6 protein-coding genes are annotated in these 17187 nt (G+C 46.6%); 2 read left to right on the top strand and 4 right to left on the bottom strand.

What is annotated here, in order from left to right; all coding sequences use genetic code 11:
- The first annotated feature begins 436 nt into the window (after nucleotides 1–436).
- Together MHB64_RS07700 and MHB64_RS07695 are read left to right on the top strand one after the other, a co-directional pair.
- Nucleotides 437–5179 carry a LamG-like jellyroll fold domain-containing protein gene (locus tag MHB64_RS07700; RefSeq protein WP_341134097.1) on the top strand — a complete coding sequence of 1581 codons (4743 nt, stop codon included), beginning with the start codon at nucleotides 437–439 and terminating at the stop codon, nucleotides 5177–5179.
- Nucleotides 5180–5351: 172 nt separating this feature from the next.
- A complete protein-coding gene (locus MHB64_RS07695; RefSeq protein ID WP_280787446.1) occupies nucleotides 5352–6260 on the top strand; it encodes an ArsR/SmtB family transcription factor in 909 nt (302 codons plus the stop codon).
- A gap of 148 nt (nucleotides 6261–6408) precedes the next feature.
- On the opposite strand, the gene MHB64_RS07690 is transcribed toward MHB64_RS07695, so the two are convergent.
- From MHB64_RS07690 to MHB64_RS07675, 4 genes are all read right to left on the bottom strand, one after another.
- Complete coding sequence (locus MHB64_RS07690) at nucleotides 6409–6696, bottom strand: hypothetical protein (protein ID WP_341134096.1); 288 nt, start codon at nucleotides 6694–6696, stop codon at nucleotides 6409–6411.
- A gap of 12 nt (nucleotides 6697–6708) precedes the next feature.
- The gene (locus MHB64_RS07685) at nucleotides 6709–8205 is read right to left on the bottom strand and encodes an alpha-N-arabinofuranosidase (protein WP_341134095.1); all 1497 of its coding nucleotides are present in this window, start codon (nucleotides 8203–8205) and stop codon (nucleotides 6709–6711) included.
- A gap of 108 nt (nucleotides 8206–8313) precedes the next feature.
- Nucleotides 8314–9021, bottom strand: a complete 708-nt coding sequence (locus MHB64_RS07680; RefSeq protein WP_094876856.1) for a DUF421 domain-containing protein — start codon at nucleotides 9019–9021, stop codon at nucleotides 8314–8316.
- 161 nt (nucleotides 9022–9182) lie between these two features.
- Entirely contained in the window at nucleotides 9183–17150 is a 7968-nt protein-coding gene (locus MHB64_RS07675; RefSeq protein WP_341134094.1) for a polysaccharide lyase family 8 super-sandwich domain-containing protein, read from the bottom strand.
- Nucleotides 17151–17187: the final 37 nt, after the last annotated feature.

Genomic DNA, 17187 nt, shown 5'->3' with positions numbered 1-17187 from the left:
AAGGCTGGTTCTTTCATGGGGGCGAACAACTAATTAGTATTTATTCTTCCTTAGCCCCCCTATCTGTTCTGTGATATGAACCAGTTATCACTTTCCCCTATCCAGCTCTTTATCGCCCACATCTCCCACCTTCTTTTACTTTCCACAACTTCAGTAGTAATCTACAGTACTTTTCATACGCTATCCAAACCCAACTCCCTTTTATTAATAAAAATATAAATAGATTCATCATTTTATAAATTTCTATTTGACTATATGCTAATATCATGCTTAAAATGAGATCAATATACAACGTTTTCCACGATATGGTTTGTATGAACATAAAACAAATCCATTTTGATTTGTGAAAAACGTTTTTTTAGTAGTTTTATTGTAAGCGTTTTACATTTTTCGTACCGCCGCAATCTCTAATCAATAGAATCGGAGGATCATAAATTTGAGGAAAACAACTCGTAAGCTAACCGCTTCACTTCTTGCACTCACGCTGCTAGTACCTGCACCATTCATTTCAGCAGCTTCTGCAAGCGATTCCAAAACAATCGCACTATCCACGCATCAACAGGCTGTCGATTATTCAGGCCACTGGGCACAGAAAGATTTTCAATCCTGGGTGGATAAGGGCTTGATTTCAGGCTATGGAAATGGAATTTACAAACCGAATCAAGAGATCACCCGCGCGGAATGGGTCACATTGATCAATCGGGCCTTTAATTTGCAGGAAAAATCAGAAATTGCCTTCACGGATGTACTGGAGTCAGGCGCTTATTACAGCGATATCCAGAAAGCTTCGGCTGCAGGATATGTATCAGGATATAGCGATGGCACCTTCCGTCCAACACAGGTAGTAAGCCGTCAAGAAGCCGCGGTTATGCTGCACAGACTATTCCAGCTCAATTCTTCTGCAAATACTACTGCACCAAAAGATGTTGAAGATTTACCCTCATGGAGCCAAGAAGCTGTAATATCTTTATTTGGTGAAGGTTATTTGAATGGTTATAGTGACGGCAGCTTTAAAGGCGCAAAAGCCGTAACAAGAGCGGAAGCACTGCGCATGATTGAGAAGTTGGCCGGGCAAATCACTTCTAAGAGCGGGAGTTATACGGGGATTACCACTCAGAATATGGTAATTAATAGCCCGGGTGTTGAGTTGAACAACTCCACCATCTCCGGAAACCTGTACCTTACCGAAGGGATTGCAGAAGGCGATATCACGCTGAATAACGTCACTGTTAAAGGAACAATATTCGTATCCGGCGGCGGCGAAAATAGTATCGTGCTTAGTAACTCTAATGCAGGTGACATGGTTGTAGATAAGCGTAATGGGAGACTTCGCGTCGTTACTAAAGGAACGAGTGCCGTACCAAGCGTACGTGTACATTCCGGTGTAGCGCTTGAGGAAGATACTACTTTGACGGGAGCAGGCTTCGGTCGGGTCGTTATAGAGAATACGCTCCCGAACGATTCAATCATCAGGCTGAGAGGAAACTTTGATTCTGCTGAGGTACGGGCGTTAGGAGTGCCTACACTTCATCTAGCTGCAGGCAGTATTACTGAAGTTACATTGAACCAATTAGCCAAGCTGCGTGTAGATGCTGGTGCAGCAATCAAGAATCTTATCCTTGGCATAAACGAGATGATTACTATCCAAGGCACCGGTAAGATTAGCTTTGACAGTAAATACAGTAATCTAATCAAATTTGAAATACCTACTCCGACAGCTACGGCAACGTCTGGTTCTGGTGGCTCAGGTTCTGGTGGATCGGACGGCGGCGCTGTGGCTACACCTTCTCCGGTTCCTACACCTACAGCGACTCCTACTGCTACACCGGGTCCGTCAGCAACGGCACCAGCACTCTCCAATGTTTCTGTACATGATCCGTCAGTGGCTGTAGACAAAGGAACGTATTATGTATTCGGGTCTCATATCGATGCTGCCAAAAGCGATGATCTGCTGAACTGGACTCGTTTCACAAATGGTTATACAACACCGGGCAACGTACTCTTTGGTGATCTTTCCGCGAATCTGGCAGAATCCTTTAAATGGGCTGGAGAGAACGATTCTGACAGTAAAGGCGGATTCTCCATATGGGCTCCAGACGTTTTCTGGAATGAGGATTATAAGAATGCGGACGGGACCACTGGTGCTTATATGATGTATTATAGCGCTTCTTCCACTTACATCCGCTCAGCGATCGGCTTTGCCACTTCGCAAAATATTGAAGGTCCTTATACCTATGGAAATACCGTAATTTATTCCGGCTTCACCAAGGAAGAAGATTACGATACTAACAGCAAAATTAATAAAAAATGGACAAACACAAATATTCAAAAGCTTATTAATAACGGAACATTAGAAGATGCCAACCCAGATTGGTTTGACGCAGGCGGTTCTTATAAGAACAAAACGTATACAAACGCAATTGACCCGACGTTATTCTACGATAAAGACGGCAAGCTGTGGATGACTTATGGATCATGGTCAGGCGGCATATTTATTCTAGAAATCGATCCAGCTTCCGGCGAGCCTAAATATCCGGGTAAAGATGGAACGACCGCTGATGGACGTCTAATCGACCGGTATTTCGGTACCCATATTTCTGGCGGTATGACCAAATCGGGCGAAGGTCCGTATATCGTTTACGACAAGAATACTGGTTACTACTTCTTATATGTAACTTATGGAGGACTTGCGTCCGACGGTGGTTACAATATGCGTCAGTTCCGTTCAACGAATCCGGATGGTCCTTATGTGGATGCTGCCGGACAAAGTGCAGTGCTGGCAACAAGCAATGACCATTCGGGCGTTGGCAACAAAGTTCTTGGTAACTTCTTGTTCACGAACGTGAATAGTGATCCAGACTTTCAAACCTACGGCTATGTTGCTTCAGGCCATAATTCAGTGAATTATGATGAAGAGACAGGTAAAATATTCAACTTCTTCCACACTCGTTTCCCGCAGCGTGGTGAAACACATGAGCTTCGTGTGCATCAAATGTTCACCAACGAGGATGGATGGCCGCTCACTTCTCCTCATCGTTACACTGGTGAAACTATCGCTGCTGTTATGCAGGATGATGTTATTGGAGCTTATCAGTTCGTGAATCACGGGAAAGATACTTCTGCTAAAATTAAATCCACAACAGCTATCGAACTGCGAGGTGATGGAACTATTACAGGGTCCGTAACCGGTTCTTGGGCGCTAAAAGGAGAGTATTACGCCGACCTGCTCATCAATGAAACAGAAAACGGAGCTACTGTACAAAATCTCTACAAAGGTGTATTCGTAAAACAATGGGATTCCACTCGTCAGAGCAATGTTATGACTTTCACAGCCATGTCCAATAAGGGTGTTACCGTCTGGGGCAGCCAAATTGAACTGCTGAGCACAGATCAAATTGTATCCAATGTTAAAGATAGTTTAAGCCTAGGCAACACAAGTAAAGTGTACAAAGATCTTACGCTCCCAACTGAGGCCGTAAGCGGAACAGTCATTACGTGGTCATCTTCCAATGAAGCCGTAGTAGGAAACGATGGTTCAGTGGTTCGTCCCGAAAAAGGACTCGGCAACGCAACGATTGAACTTACTGCTACGATTGTGCTGGGTGAGTCTACTGCAACTAAGACCTTTACTATCGTTGTAATGGAACTGACTGGAAATATACTGGAAGACGGTTTGGTGGCAGCGTATGATTTTGAAGGAGGTCTTTCAGAGAACGGAGATCGTACTGAGAAGGGTACAATTACCGGCAATCGGATTAACAATACTGGTGGGAACATCACCTATGAGACTGGTGAAGTTGGTCTTGCAGCTAAATTCGACGGTAGCTCCGGTATTCGCCTACCAAATGGTTTGATTAAAGGCAACACCTACACAGTAGGCATGTGGCTTAACCCACAAGAATTGACTCAATTCACTACAGCCTTCTTTGGTGCTACAACAGATACGAATTGGATTAGTCTCTTGCCTTATGGAAACGGCGGAGCTACAACCCGGATGTGGTTTGGCAGTCAAACCTTCCATGATGCAGAAGCAGGCATCCAGATTCCAGTTAACCAATGGTCGCATATAGCTTTCACTTACGATGCTGGGACTGCGAAGCTCTATGTAAACGGAGTATTGAAGTACACTGGAAAAGGATTTACGGATGTATTTGACAGCGCAGATGCAGTATTCTCCTTGGGCGTAAACTATTGGGATATCCCCTACAAAGGATTGATAGATGACCTGCGAATCTATGAAAGTGCACTCTCCGCAGAAGCGGTTGACTTGCTGGTAAACGGTCAGCCTGACAGCAATGTTAAAGTAAGTACGATAACCATCAGTGCTGCTGAAATGGATGTGGCTGTGGGGAATACCTTTACTCCTCAAGTAAATGTACTGCCTACCAATGCAGGAAATAAGAAACTCACTTGGAGTTCTAGTGATCCTAGCGCCGTTTCAATAGATGGTACAACCGGAACCATAACAGCACTAACGGTCGGTGGTGAAGCAGTAATTACTGCTACTGCGGCTGATGGTAGTGGTGTCTCAGCAGACTATAAGGTAAACGTTACGGATGGAAAAGTAGCCTATTATGCTTTTGACGGAAACCTTGATGACTCCCTCCAATTGGTCGGTACTGGCCAGGTTACGGGAATAAAAATCGAAGCTCCAACTGTAGGTAACATTACTTACGGTAGCGGTATCATTAATCAAGCAGCAGTATTTGACGGTGTTTCCGGAATCCGGTTACCTGATGGATTAATTGACAGCAATACCTATACTGTATCTATGTGGTTAAACCCTGAGCAGCTTACTGATGCAACAACAACCTTCTTCGGTGCTGCTTCGATAAACAGCTGGATTAGCTTCGTTCCTCAGAACGGCGGAGGTAAAACACTCCTATGGTCTGGCGAGGCCTGGTATGATGCTGTTTCCGCTATGAAGATTCCAGAGAATAAATGGACGCATGTAGCATTTACGGTCAACAACGGTACCGTGAAGGTATACCTCGACGGAGTTGAGCAATTCTCCGGTGAGGGCTTCCCGAATGTGTTTAAGAACAAGAATGGTGTATTCGCACTTGGCGTAAACTATTGGGACGTACCTTATAAGGGAATGATTGATGAACTGAAGATTTACAGCAGAGCACTCAAATCAGACGAAATACTGACCGAATATAACTCAAATGTAAATTAAGAGAATCATCATTTGGAAAGAGAGCGGAGCCTCAGGCTCCGTTCTTTTTATCTTAAATCACGCGATTAAAGTGAATGAGCATCCAGAAAGTTTCTCACCTTCGTATTGTAAAACAAGCATTTAAATAATATAATCATTAACTATACGTCTTGAACTAAATTGGAGGCCATCTATGAAACTTGACCTGTCGGAAGAATCCCTTCCCGTCTACGAAGCTTTAGCCAGTTCAGTTCGTCTGCACCTGCTGCGCTTGCTTGCCGAGAACCCAATGAATGTCAAGGAATTGGCCGCAGCAGTAAATTTGAGCAGCGCCATTATGACAATGCATGTGCGTAAGCTGGAAGCTGCAGGACTTATCCAGACACATATGGCACCTGGACGAAGTGGTCTGCAAAAGATCTGTACGCTGGCTGCTGAAAGTGCCGAGATAACCTTTCCAGGCAGACAAATTAATGAGCGCAAAAGCTACCGCAAGGAGATTCCTGTTGGACATTATTCCGACTTCATGATCGAGCCTACCTGCGGTCTCGCCACTACAGAGCAAGTGATTGGCAGCTTTGATGATCCCCGTTATTTCTGGGATCTCGAGCGTATGAATGCTGGTATTCTCTGGTTCGGCAAAGGATATATCGAATATAAAATTCCTAACTTCCTTCTCTCCAGTCAACAGCCCGAGGAGCTAATCATTACGATGGAGATTGCCTCCGAAGCACCTTCCATTAATAATAATTGGCCCTCCGACATCACCTTCACACTAAACGGAGTGCAGCTTGGATTCTGGACAAGTCCGGGTGACTACGGAGATCGACGCGGTAAATACACGCCAGCTTGGTGGCCAGCACTCACGAATCAATACGGCCTTCTTAAGCAGCTGCGCATTACATCTAAAGGCACGTTTATGGACGGCTTGAAATTGTCCGACGTTACGCTGGATCAAGTGAACATCCGCAACAAGCAATGGACTTTTAAGCTTTCCGTCGATGAAGAGGCCGAGCATATTGGCGGCATTACTCTTTTTGGCAAAGGCTTCGGCAACTATAATGATGATCTAATCGTTGAGCTGTTCTACACAGATACTTAAGAAGAAACGACGTTGTCGTCTTTTAAAGACGATACCCGTTTCTTGAAAAATATAAGATCTAAACTATAGCGTGAAACTTATACTTTCTTATATTTCATGAATAAAGCCGCATTCATCTCCCGTTGGAGAGTCGAATGCGGCTCTTATTTTACCTTATTTCATGTTCAATGAAGGGTCCCCATAATCCGCCACCAGGCAGCGGACAGCTACGTTCCTTAAGCTTAGCTACAACGGGAATAATGCAGCCACAAGCGACGCAAGTCACATTCTCATGCAGCTTAGGACAAGTCCCGCAAAGAGAAATCCGTTCAGCATAAACCTCATCTGGAACACAAAGCTCTGTCTTAAACATGGATGATGACAGGATACGCTTTATCTGTGCTTCGGTAACCTTATAATCGTCGCGACACCCCTTGCATGCAGATGTTGTTGACATGATAACACCACCTTATGCCTTCGGCGTAATCTCCAGCACAGTTACTGACATTGGAGCCAGCTCTACATTAAGAAGATCACCTTCAAGTGTAAAGGCTGTAAAAGCTTGCGGTACAACAGCATCCGGCTGGTTAAATGTATTATGAGCGTCTATCTTGTTACCTGTGAGCGTAGTGCCTGTCACTTCAACCTTCTGCCCGGAAAGGCCACGTAGCTCGAGGGGTACCGCAGCTGATGCAGCGTGATTCAAGTTGCAAAGACTGACATGAATGATCCCAGCGTCAGTGACGGAAGCTGAAGCAGATACTTCAGGAATCTCGCGGCCCTCAAAGCTGTAAGTCCCACTATCGATTGTTAAATCCAACAACACAGCATCCTGATGGACTTTGAACATATTAAATACATGATAGGTAGGCGTTAGCAGCATTTTTTCGCCTTCGGTTAAAATCACCGCTTGAAGCACATTAATGGTCTGCGCAATATTTGCCATCCGTACCCGGTCACTGTGTTTATGGAAAATATTCAGGGTCACGCCAGCTACAAGGGCATCCCGAATCGAATTTTGTTGATATAGGAATCCCGGGTTCGTGCCTGGCTCAACATCGTACCAAGTTCCCCACTCGTCAACGATAAGGCCTACTCTTTTATCTGGGTCATATTTATCCATAATAACGCCATGTTTAGTAATCAGCTCATCCATACGAAGGGCCTTCTCTAAAGTGCTAAACCACTCACTAGTTTCAAAGCCTGTTGCTGCCCCTTTATCCTCCCAAGCTGGTCCAGGAATCGTATAATAATGAAGAGTAATCGAGTCCATAAAGCGCGTAGCTTCACGCATCAGAACTTCCATCCAGTGATAATCATCCACGTTAGGACCACAAGCGATCCGGTGAATACGATTGTCCCCATAATTACGTACATACGTCTGATATTGGCGATAAAGATCTGCATAATATTCCGGACGCATATTCCCGCCACAGCCCCAGTTCTCATTACCGACGCCAAAATAAGTCACGGCCCAAGGCTCTTGATGGCCGTTCTGCTGGCGAAGCTCAGACATCGGGGAGACACCGCCAAAGGTTAAATACTCTACCCATTCGGACATCTCTTGAACCGTACCACTGCCCACATTACCATTGATATAAGGTTCACATTCCAGCATCTCACATAATTCCATAAATTCATGTGTACCAAAATGGTTGTTCTCAACCGTGCCGCCCCAATGCGTATTGATCATACGTTTACGAACTTCGCGATCGCCAATACCATCTTTCCAATGATATTCATCTGCAAAACATCCACCCGGCCAGCGAAGCACTGGAATCTGAATTTCTTTAAGCGCTTTCACAACATCATTACGTATACCTTTAGTGTTAGGAATCGGTGAATCTTCTCCGACCCAAATGCCTTCATAAATACAACGTCCTAGATGCTCAGAGAAGTGTCCATAAATATTTTTGTTTATCGTACCTTTGCGAATGTCTGTGTTAAGGATTGCGCGATCTGCCATGAATAAACTCCGCCCTTCAACATTTATATTTTTATTAACTAATTAATAATTATACAAACATTATAGAGCGGTCCTCAGCGATCCGTCAATCTCCAATTTGAATAAACATTATTCTTTATCAATAGGTTCTTTTATCCCGTCTTCATAGTAGTCAAAAACAAGCTGCTGCTGCGTTCCTCTTACCCCGTAAAATACGTCGGAGATCCTTTTCCCCTTCCGTCTTAATTCGTTCTCCAGCCATTCTTTGGTCAGTCCATTATTCTCAAGATTCTCTTCCATAAGAACGCCATCCATAATTAACTCAACGGGAAAGCTCTGAGGAACCGAAAGAAGCTTCAAATCTTTTCGAGTAACATATTGATACTCTTGTTTCTTTAAGACGGATACCATTCCGTTATCTTCTAATACGGCATACTCTACTACCTCTAGATTAAAAATTTCTTTTTCCCTCAGCGCCTGATCCAAGGAGTCTAAAGAATACCTTACTTTTTTCATATTCCCTTCAAGAATTTTCCCGTTTTCGATAAGTACCGTAGGTGATCCTGAGATCCAGCTTCTCATTCTACGATTCTTTAAAGCGAGAACAGAAAATAAAAAAGACACGGCTACAACGACTAGAAGGGCCACGATCATATACGAAGATTTCAGATCTTTATTAAATGCTAAATTCGATGCAATCGATCCTAAAATAATTCCTGTCACGAAATCGTGGAACGTCAGATTAGAAATAGTCTGTTTGCCCAATATTTTAGCGGTCAATAAGAGCATGATCATAGCAACAACAGCCCGCAGCACTATATCCATATATTCTTGCATCTCTAATGCTCCCTTCCTATTCAATCCTCCATTATTCACAAACCGAGTAGAAATGAAACCTCAACGAAAGCTTTGTCCATCCAAACCGGCAGATTTCTCTAAACGCCAAAAGGGCTTTGGAATGGTTCTACTGAACCTTCCCAAAGCCTTGGCTTCAATTCTTAATTTTCAGTCTTAATTGCTAAAAGATTGTGTAGAACCATTGCACTCTCAGCTCGAGTTGCTGAGCCTCCCGGAGCAAATTGCTGGTCACTTCGTCCCTGGATAAGTCCAAGGGCTTGGGCAGCGCTGATCGATTCACGGGCCCATGAGGCAGCCGCACGCAAGTCACCGAATTGGATTACAGGCTTCGGCTCCACCTTTCTCCCGCTGACATATTCGTACGCTCGCATCACCATGACCGCCATTTCTTGGCGGGAAATAAGAGCTTCTGGGGCGAAGCGAGTCTCACTCACCCCATGGACTATCCCCGCCTCTACAGCCCGCGCCACTTCCCCCGCATACCACTGATCCGCAGATACATCCGCAAATGCTGTAGATCCTTTCGCTTCAAGTCCTAGCAAGCGGACCAGCATAGCTGTAAATTCGGCACGGGTCACTGATCGGTTCGGCTCGAAATTCCGAGGTCCGACGCCTTGAATCAGATGTTTGGCCGACAGCTCTTTCACAACCGCCGCCACCCAATGTCCAGAAGGAATATCGTCATACGATTTGTTATATTCCAGCACGGCATATGTGCCTAAGTGTTCGGTGTGCAGAGCCACCTTGCCCTTCAGCCAGGAACCACCCGCATACTCCATATTTCCGGACTCCGGAAAATAATAGCCGCCGAGCAAATTCCTTTTTGCCTCAGGGTAAATGTTAAGCTCCAATGTAACGGGCTCAACAAATGGGTGAAGTATGCTTCGTGTACCGTCACCAGCGACAATATACAGGTTAAAGAGAAGGAACTCCCCTGCCTGGTTCAATGCTGCACCAGATTGCCGCTCCGCGTTAGCTAGTATTCTCTGCTTCGCTCCCCCATTTACCTCGGAAGCCTCCAGAAGGATTTGGCTATCGGCCAATTGCTCCGCAGGAACCAAAGCCTGCAATTGTTGAAGCACCACTGCCGGAAGGGTCACATTGAAGTTAGAAGCCTCTACCCGAAGCGGCTTCTGGTTCAGCATGTCTGCTGCCATCCCCGGCAATACTAGCATTCTCAATTTACCCTTGTAGACAATTGCTGCCGAAAGATCGTTCAACGAGGCTGCATTTAGTTGCAGTCGTCCCGCCGTTTCCTCCGGTACGGAAGGTACTTGTGGTTGCGGACTCGGAACAGTTGAAGTATTGTCTTCCGTTTGTAGAATCTGAAGCGTCAGACTGCTCTGCTGTCCTCCGTAACTTGCAGTAATCACAGTCATGCCCGGATCGAGTGCTTGCAGCTGCCCTGTTGCCGTTACTGTGGCTACCTTCCTGTTACTGCTCTCGTAGATCACACCCTCGGTTACCGTATGGCGGCTATCATCACTATATACTGCTGTTGTGACCACCGTACCACTCTGCCCTGTTTCCAAGGATGTCGGACCGCTTAACGAAATGGAGAGAAGCTCCGGCGGCTGTTCATACACCTTTAATGAATAGGAAGCGGTCATGCTGTCATAAACGGATGAAATAACCGAAACACCCGGGCCTTTTGCTTCAATATGGCCATCTTTGCCTATACTTGCGACGTTAGTATCGCTGCTCTCATAGATTATGCCTTCGGTTACTATATAACGGCTGCCATCGCTGTATACAACCGAAGTAACCGCCGTTCCGGTCTCCCCGACAGTCAGGATTGCCGGACCGCTGATTGCCGTTGAGACTCTTTCTGTAGGCTCCATGACCGTCACCTGAAGCTGCCGGAACGGCTCTACATTGCCAGCCTTATCCACCGAACGATAATCAATGCTGAAGGTTCCGGGGTTCTCAATATATACGCTCTGAGTAACCGCATTCCATGCACCTCCGTTGAGCCGGTATTCCGTCCGCTTGACTCCCCAGCCAACAGCCCCCCCATTGGATTGGTCGGTAACATCAAAAGTGATATTGACTTTGCCCTTAAATGCGCCCCCTTCTCCTGCTTCTCCAAGTACAGTCGCCTTCGTGACTGGAGGTGTTGTATCTTTCGGCAGAATCTCCAGATTCGCAGCATATTTGCCATTCTCGTTCTTGCGGCTTCTTATATCTGTGGCGAGATTATAGCCTACCTGCCTGAACGCCAAGCTTATCACCGGATCGGAAGGGAACTCTTTACCAACCCATGAGGTGATATCGAACTGCCGCCACTGCTCCGGTCCGGAAAAAGTCTGCAGCGCGGCTTGAGTACCGATTGTTGGAGCATTATTGTAATTTATCGTTGCCTCTGTCCAAGAATCATCTTGGACTCCAAATATACCAATATCGGACAAAGTGCCTGCCCCGTCATTTGTCTTTCCGAACACATTCAGCTTCACAGAACCAACTTCGCCGACAAATGTACTCAGATCGAATTTCAGATAAGCCCTTCTGTCTGTGTCCCCGCTGCCATTTCTGATTTGCAAGTAATTGACCGAACCATAATTGACTGCAGCTTTCGATCCTCCATTGACATACGCATCTTCAGAAACATACAGCTTCGTTATTGCCGCTTCATCTGGTTCCGAAGCAGAGGGCTCGGAAGGCTCGGCATTCGGATCAATTCTGAACTTGACTACATGGCTTTTCCCTTTAGATCCGCTCGTATGGATAGCGAGTTCGATCCTCGGCGAGCTCTGCAGTACCGTCACGGTTGGATCTTTCATCAGCTCTTCCAGCGCGGTTCTGCCGACATCCACATTCACCACGGTTTGAGACTGTGTCGGGTCCGAAATGGCTATCGTCAGTTCATCTCCAGACTCCTTGACGATAATGGAAGCTGGCTGATTGGCACGCACGGATTCGATCATTCCCGGAACCCAGAAGTTCATAGCCGTAAGTCCCAGCTTCTGTTCCTTGACGGCTTGAACACTATCCGTGTTGGCTATAATTTCGATGTCAGGACTACTGCTGTAGCGCGCTGTCGCCGTTTCATCCTGATTCGGCAGCAGCACATACGAATACGATTGATTCACCGGATTCGTTCCCTGAGCAATCGACAGGCTGGCATAATTTCTCGTAATCGGCTCCGTGGATCCCCCTTGATTAATATCCTTCCATGCGCCAGTCCGAGACTCTCGCAGACCGTCTATCATTGGGGCATCAGGGAAATAATAACCGATCCCTGAACCAGGAACATTGCCTTCAAGATGTGCCCAATGCACCTGATTCATTGACTCAGACCAGCCCAGCGCGGATGGTTTAACCTCTCCGTTGACCGTAAGTACATTATCTCCGCTCGCCTTGAGCTTACGGTTATCTACGATGGTCTCCACCTTGCGGTTATCCGTGCTTGTAATGCCTGCACCAAGCGCTACGATTTCATCATCGAACATGAACCAGGACTTTTTACCGGACAATGTGCTGTTATCCGGATCCAGATCCATGCCGGCCGCTCCGTAAAGACCGTCTATGGATGATCCTCCCACCCATGTTTTAGATGTGGTCTTGCCTGCACCGCGCGTTGCCCCATCCGATGTAACCCCAGGCAGACGGTAAGCGTTCACGGTTGGCCAGAATGCATCTGCATATTGATCCAGATCCTGGTTATACAGATAGGTCATGCCTTCACCTGTATACCAGCCCTTCAGGTTCTCTGTGCCAGCTTCATAGTTGGCGATTCGGGCGGATGACATGCTGATCCCAAAGGCATATCCAGGCCGATGGTGGACAATCCGGTCCATAGCCGCGAACTGCTTATGCACGGTAAGGTCTCCTGATGGCTGCACCTCAGGATCATTCATAAGACTCTGAAGCAGAACAACATCAGCTACTCGTAGACCCTCGTAATAACTTTCTACTACCGTATCGGCTTCAAACCAATACTTTACCATCGATTTAAATCGGGCCGCTTGCTCCGGTGGCGCGGAAGAGGCCAGCCGCAGAATATGTGACCAAGGCACGAGCTGCCTGTTGCCCCGAGCTATCGATCTGCCGAACACCATATCCATCATTAATTTTCTGTAGACAAGAGGTTCATAAGAATCCGTTACCCAGTTGTATACATTCTTCATATTGGCATCCGTCAGCGGCCAGGAGGACCCTGTCAGCAGAGTCATCATTTTCATCATATCGCCAAGCAATACAGCCCCATAACTGCCGGTATAAGCAATATTATTATGCTGGATAAAGGAGCCGTCCTCATAAAAGCCGTCTCCGCGGGTCACATAGGGCAATACCTGGCTAACCGCATCCCGTCCTTGTTTGATCTTTGCGCTGTCACGATTATGAATGCCCCTCAGGACCACCGCCAGTGCTTTATCCAGCCGATTCGCACCGGTTTCCATCAACGAGGGCTGATTGGTCCGTTTGGTTGGGTCCGGACAGAACTTATCAATGGCTTTGGTATATTTATTAATCTGATCGGCTGACAAATACTCGAACATCAAGGCCATTGTATCTCCCATTGCAAGCGGAATACCGATCTCCCATTCGAACCAATTGCCTTTCTCCAGTTTGGTTTCGTTATACCAATTCACATATAGGAAATCTAAACCGTCTAGAATATCTGATTTCAGCTGCTTGTTCTCGTATAATGGTGAGCCAGTTGTTGAAAAGGCAATAGCCATATCCTTCAACCGATTATAAGAGGCGGCCGTATCAAAAGCATCCGCTGTGCTGCCCGGCTTATCACTCCATAAATAAGTACGGTTCATTTGCTTGTTCATCGTATCCCAGAATCCAGTTTGCTCCTGATTGCTAATCTTATCTGATAAAATCTTTATGGACTTGGCAATGTCCGGATGATTCGGGTTGAAGGATTGCCCTCCGGTCAAATACTCCACCCATCTTCCACGAAGCTCATCATATTCGTCTTTTGGAGCCTCTCCTTCAGTAATCTTAAATTTCAATGCATGTGTAGCCCCTATAGAATCCTTCACATCCACCGTAATAACAGTATTTCCCGAAGCCTGCATCACATCTGTCTTGCTGTCTTTGCTGAGCAGTGTCAATCCCGGTATATCCAGTTCCAGGGACAATTGATTTTGTGACTGTGTAGGATCAGACACCGAAACTACAAGCTCCTGATCGATCTGCCGAATCATCACGGAAGCCGGATTGCGCGCCTTGATGAAATCTACCGTTCCTGGATTCCAGAAATTAGCGGCGGTTATGCCCAGCTTCTTCTCTCTGACCGCATGCGCATCCTCTGTATTGCGCAGCACTTCGATATCCGGGTTGCCACTGTAACCCTCAGTACCTGAAATGTCACGATTAGGCAACAGAACATAACTGTATGAGTCATTCGTAGGCGTATCCCCATGCTCAACTGCCAGGCTTAAATAGTTGCGCGTAATGGGAGCATCGGATTGAGAAGCATTAATCTCTTTCCAACTGCCAGTTCTGGACTCGCGTTGCGCCCGAATACTTGGAGCTTCAGGGAAATAGTAGCCAATGTCGGAACCTGGCATATTCCCCTTCAGATGGGCCCATTGAACATTCTTCAATGTCTCTGACCATCCCGTCTGTGACGGTTCTACAGCTCCGTTGATTACAAGTTTGTTGTTTCCCACTTCGTTCAGCATCCGGTTATCGATAATCGTCTCAACAGACTGCGGGCCGGCAGTTGTTTTGGAAATTCCCGAACCAAGCGCCACAATCTCGTCATCGAACATGAACCAGGATTTCTTGCCCTGCAAATCGCTGCCGGTCACTTGCGAGAGTGAGAAATCCATACCGGCTGCACCGTAAAGGCCTTCCAGCGACGATCCACCCACCCAGGTTTTGGGATTCATGTAGCTTTTCCATTCCACAGGTACCATCCCTTGCCCAGATCCATCCGTTGTCGTGCCAGGCAAGCGGTAGGAATTGACGGTAGGCCAGAAGTCATTGCGGTATTGAGCCAGATCCTGATCATATAAATAGGTCATCCCAATCCCCGTATACCAACCTTTCAGGTTCTCGTTGTTCCCTTTCTCAAACGCCGAGATGCGATTCGAGAACAGACTCAAGCCGAAGCCGTAACCTTCTCGCAGATGAACTACCCGATCCATGCCGGCGAATACCTGATTCTTAATAAGAGCTCCTCTTGGATGGATCTTCCCGTCATTCATCAGCTTTTTTAAAATCGTTATATCGGCAAGCGACAACCCTTCATAATAATTGCCGGATGCCATATTCGCTGAGATCCATTCTTTTGAGGCTTGCTTAATGGATACTGCAATATTGTCCGGAGCAGTTTCAGCCATCCGCAGCAGGGTGACAATTAACCCCCTTGCGCTGCCGCTCCCTTTTCTAGAAATACCTCTACCATTTACCGAATCCATAAATTGACCGTTGTAGATCACCGGCTCGTAAGTCTGAGCCACCCATTCGTAAATGTTCAGAACATTCGGGTCCGTTATTGGCCATGGAGAATCGGTCAGCAGATAAGACATATCAGCCGTCCCTTTGAGCCAGACCGAACCATAACCTCCCGTATAGGCAATATTATTATGCTGAACGAGCGAACCATCCTTATATACACCATCTCCATGGGTTGTGTACACATACTCGGAGCCAATGGAATCACGGCCCTGAATGATCTTCGCGCTGTTGTTGCCAATCACGCCTCTTACCGTGACCACAAGCGCTTTATCCAGCAGGTTTGCTCCCGTCATCTTTGTGCCTTTGACGCCAAGCACCGACCCTACTCTGGGATCCGGGCAGAAGGCATCAATAGCCGCAAGATACTGATTGATTTGCTGCGGCGTCAGATGGTCATACATGAGCACCATAAGATCATTTACAACCTGCGGCGTGCCGATCTCCCAGTCCCACCAGTTCCCATAAGCACTTTTTCCCGGATTATAACGGTTGGTGTACATCCAATTGATTGCGCTTACAATATCATTGGCCAAAACGCTGCTGCCATAAAGCTCCGAGCCCTCCACAGAATAGGCCAATGCCATAGTCTTCAAGCGATTGTAAGCGCTTGTAATAAACTGTGAATCTGTAGTGCTCGCGGTATCACTCCACAAGGAGGTGCGGCCGGAGGATTTGTTCATACTCTCCCAAAATGCAGCAGCCGTCACAGCCTGAGCATTTATACTGGCAGCGATATCAGGATCATTCCCATCGTATTGGCCACCACTTAATCGGTCATACCATTTCAGCCTCAGTTTTTTATAGGCCTGTATCGTGTCAGGAGCTTCAACAGTAACCAGACATTCGGCTGCGAGGCTACCATCCGGCGTGGCAATCTTGATGGTCGAAGATCCGATCCCCGTACCCGTTACATTACCAAATGCATCCACAGTCGCAGCTTCTGGATTGCTTGAAGTCCACACTACCGTTTTATCCACCGCCGTTAAAGGAGATAATGTCGGCAGAAGTGCAACGGTGTCCCCTTTGACCATAGAGAAGGCCGTCCGGTCCAGTGCAATCCCCGTAAGACCCGTATATTCCTCCAATAGGATATCATCTATCCAAAGCTTTCCTTTTCCAGTCTCCAAAAAAGGCTCGATGACAAGCTTCGTCGCATTAGCCGGCATAGTTAAAAGTACTTGCTGCATACTCCAGTCCTGTGTGCCTGTTATTTTGGGAGAAGAAGGTCCATCTCCCACTTTGGCAGTATTGTAATACTGTGTTCTAAAGTAGGCTCCCTGCCCAGTGACGTTGTCCGTCTTTAGCCAGACTTTAAGTCTGTAGGATTTACCGGGGATAACCGAAGTTACCCCCTGATTGATGGAAATCCTGCTTGTGGCAAAGGCATCAAACAGCATGGACCGGGTTCCTTCATGCGCAGTGCCAGCGTCTATCTTGATATTCGCTGTTTTATTCGTGCCTTTCCCGCTACCTGTAGGGACCCATAAGCTCCAGCCCACCGGAGCAGCGTCTGTAACCCCTGTCCAGGTTGAATCCAGGGTTGTCGTTGTATTCTCAAAGCTTCCGTTAAGCATGAGATTTGATGCAGCCGCTGAGGCTTTACCATCAGCGTTGTAATGAATTCCTACGCATGAAGAAAAAAGATCAACCATGAGAACTAACACTAAAACCAGACTTGATTTCCGCATTTGTTCACCCCAATCTTTGAATTGTTTAAAGCTAAAA

The organism is Paenibacillus sp. FSL K6-2859 (assembly GCF_038008265.1).
Lineage (GTDB): Bacteria > Bacillota > Bacilli > Paenibacillales > Paenibacillaceae > Paenibacillus_AQ > Paenibacillus_AQ nitricinens.
Note: the sequence above shows the minus strand (reverse complement) of the source record. Positions and strands in the feature narration are given on the sequence as shown.

Coding starts and splice junctions, on each gene's coding strand:
- MHB64_RS07695 (WP_280787446.1), top strand. CDS start 5,352: ATGAAACTTGACCTGTCGGAAGAATCCCTTCCCGTCTACGAAGCTTTA.
- MHB64_RS07680 (WP_094876856.1), bottom strand. CDS start 9,021: ATGCAAGAATATATGGATATAGTGCTGCGGGCTGTTGTTGCTATGATC.
- MHB64_RS07685 (WP_341134095.1), bottom strand. CDS start 8,205: ATGGCAGATCGCGCAATCCTTAACACAGACATTCGCAAAGGTACGATA.
- MHB64_RS07675 (WP_341134094.1), bottom strand. CDS start 17,150: ATGCGGAAATCAAGTCTGGTTTTAGTGTTAGTTCTCATGGTTGATCTT.
- MHB64_RS07690 (WP_341134096.1), bottom strand. CDS start 6,696: ATGTCAACAACATCTGCATGCAAGGGGTGTCGCGACGATTATAAGGTT.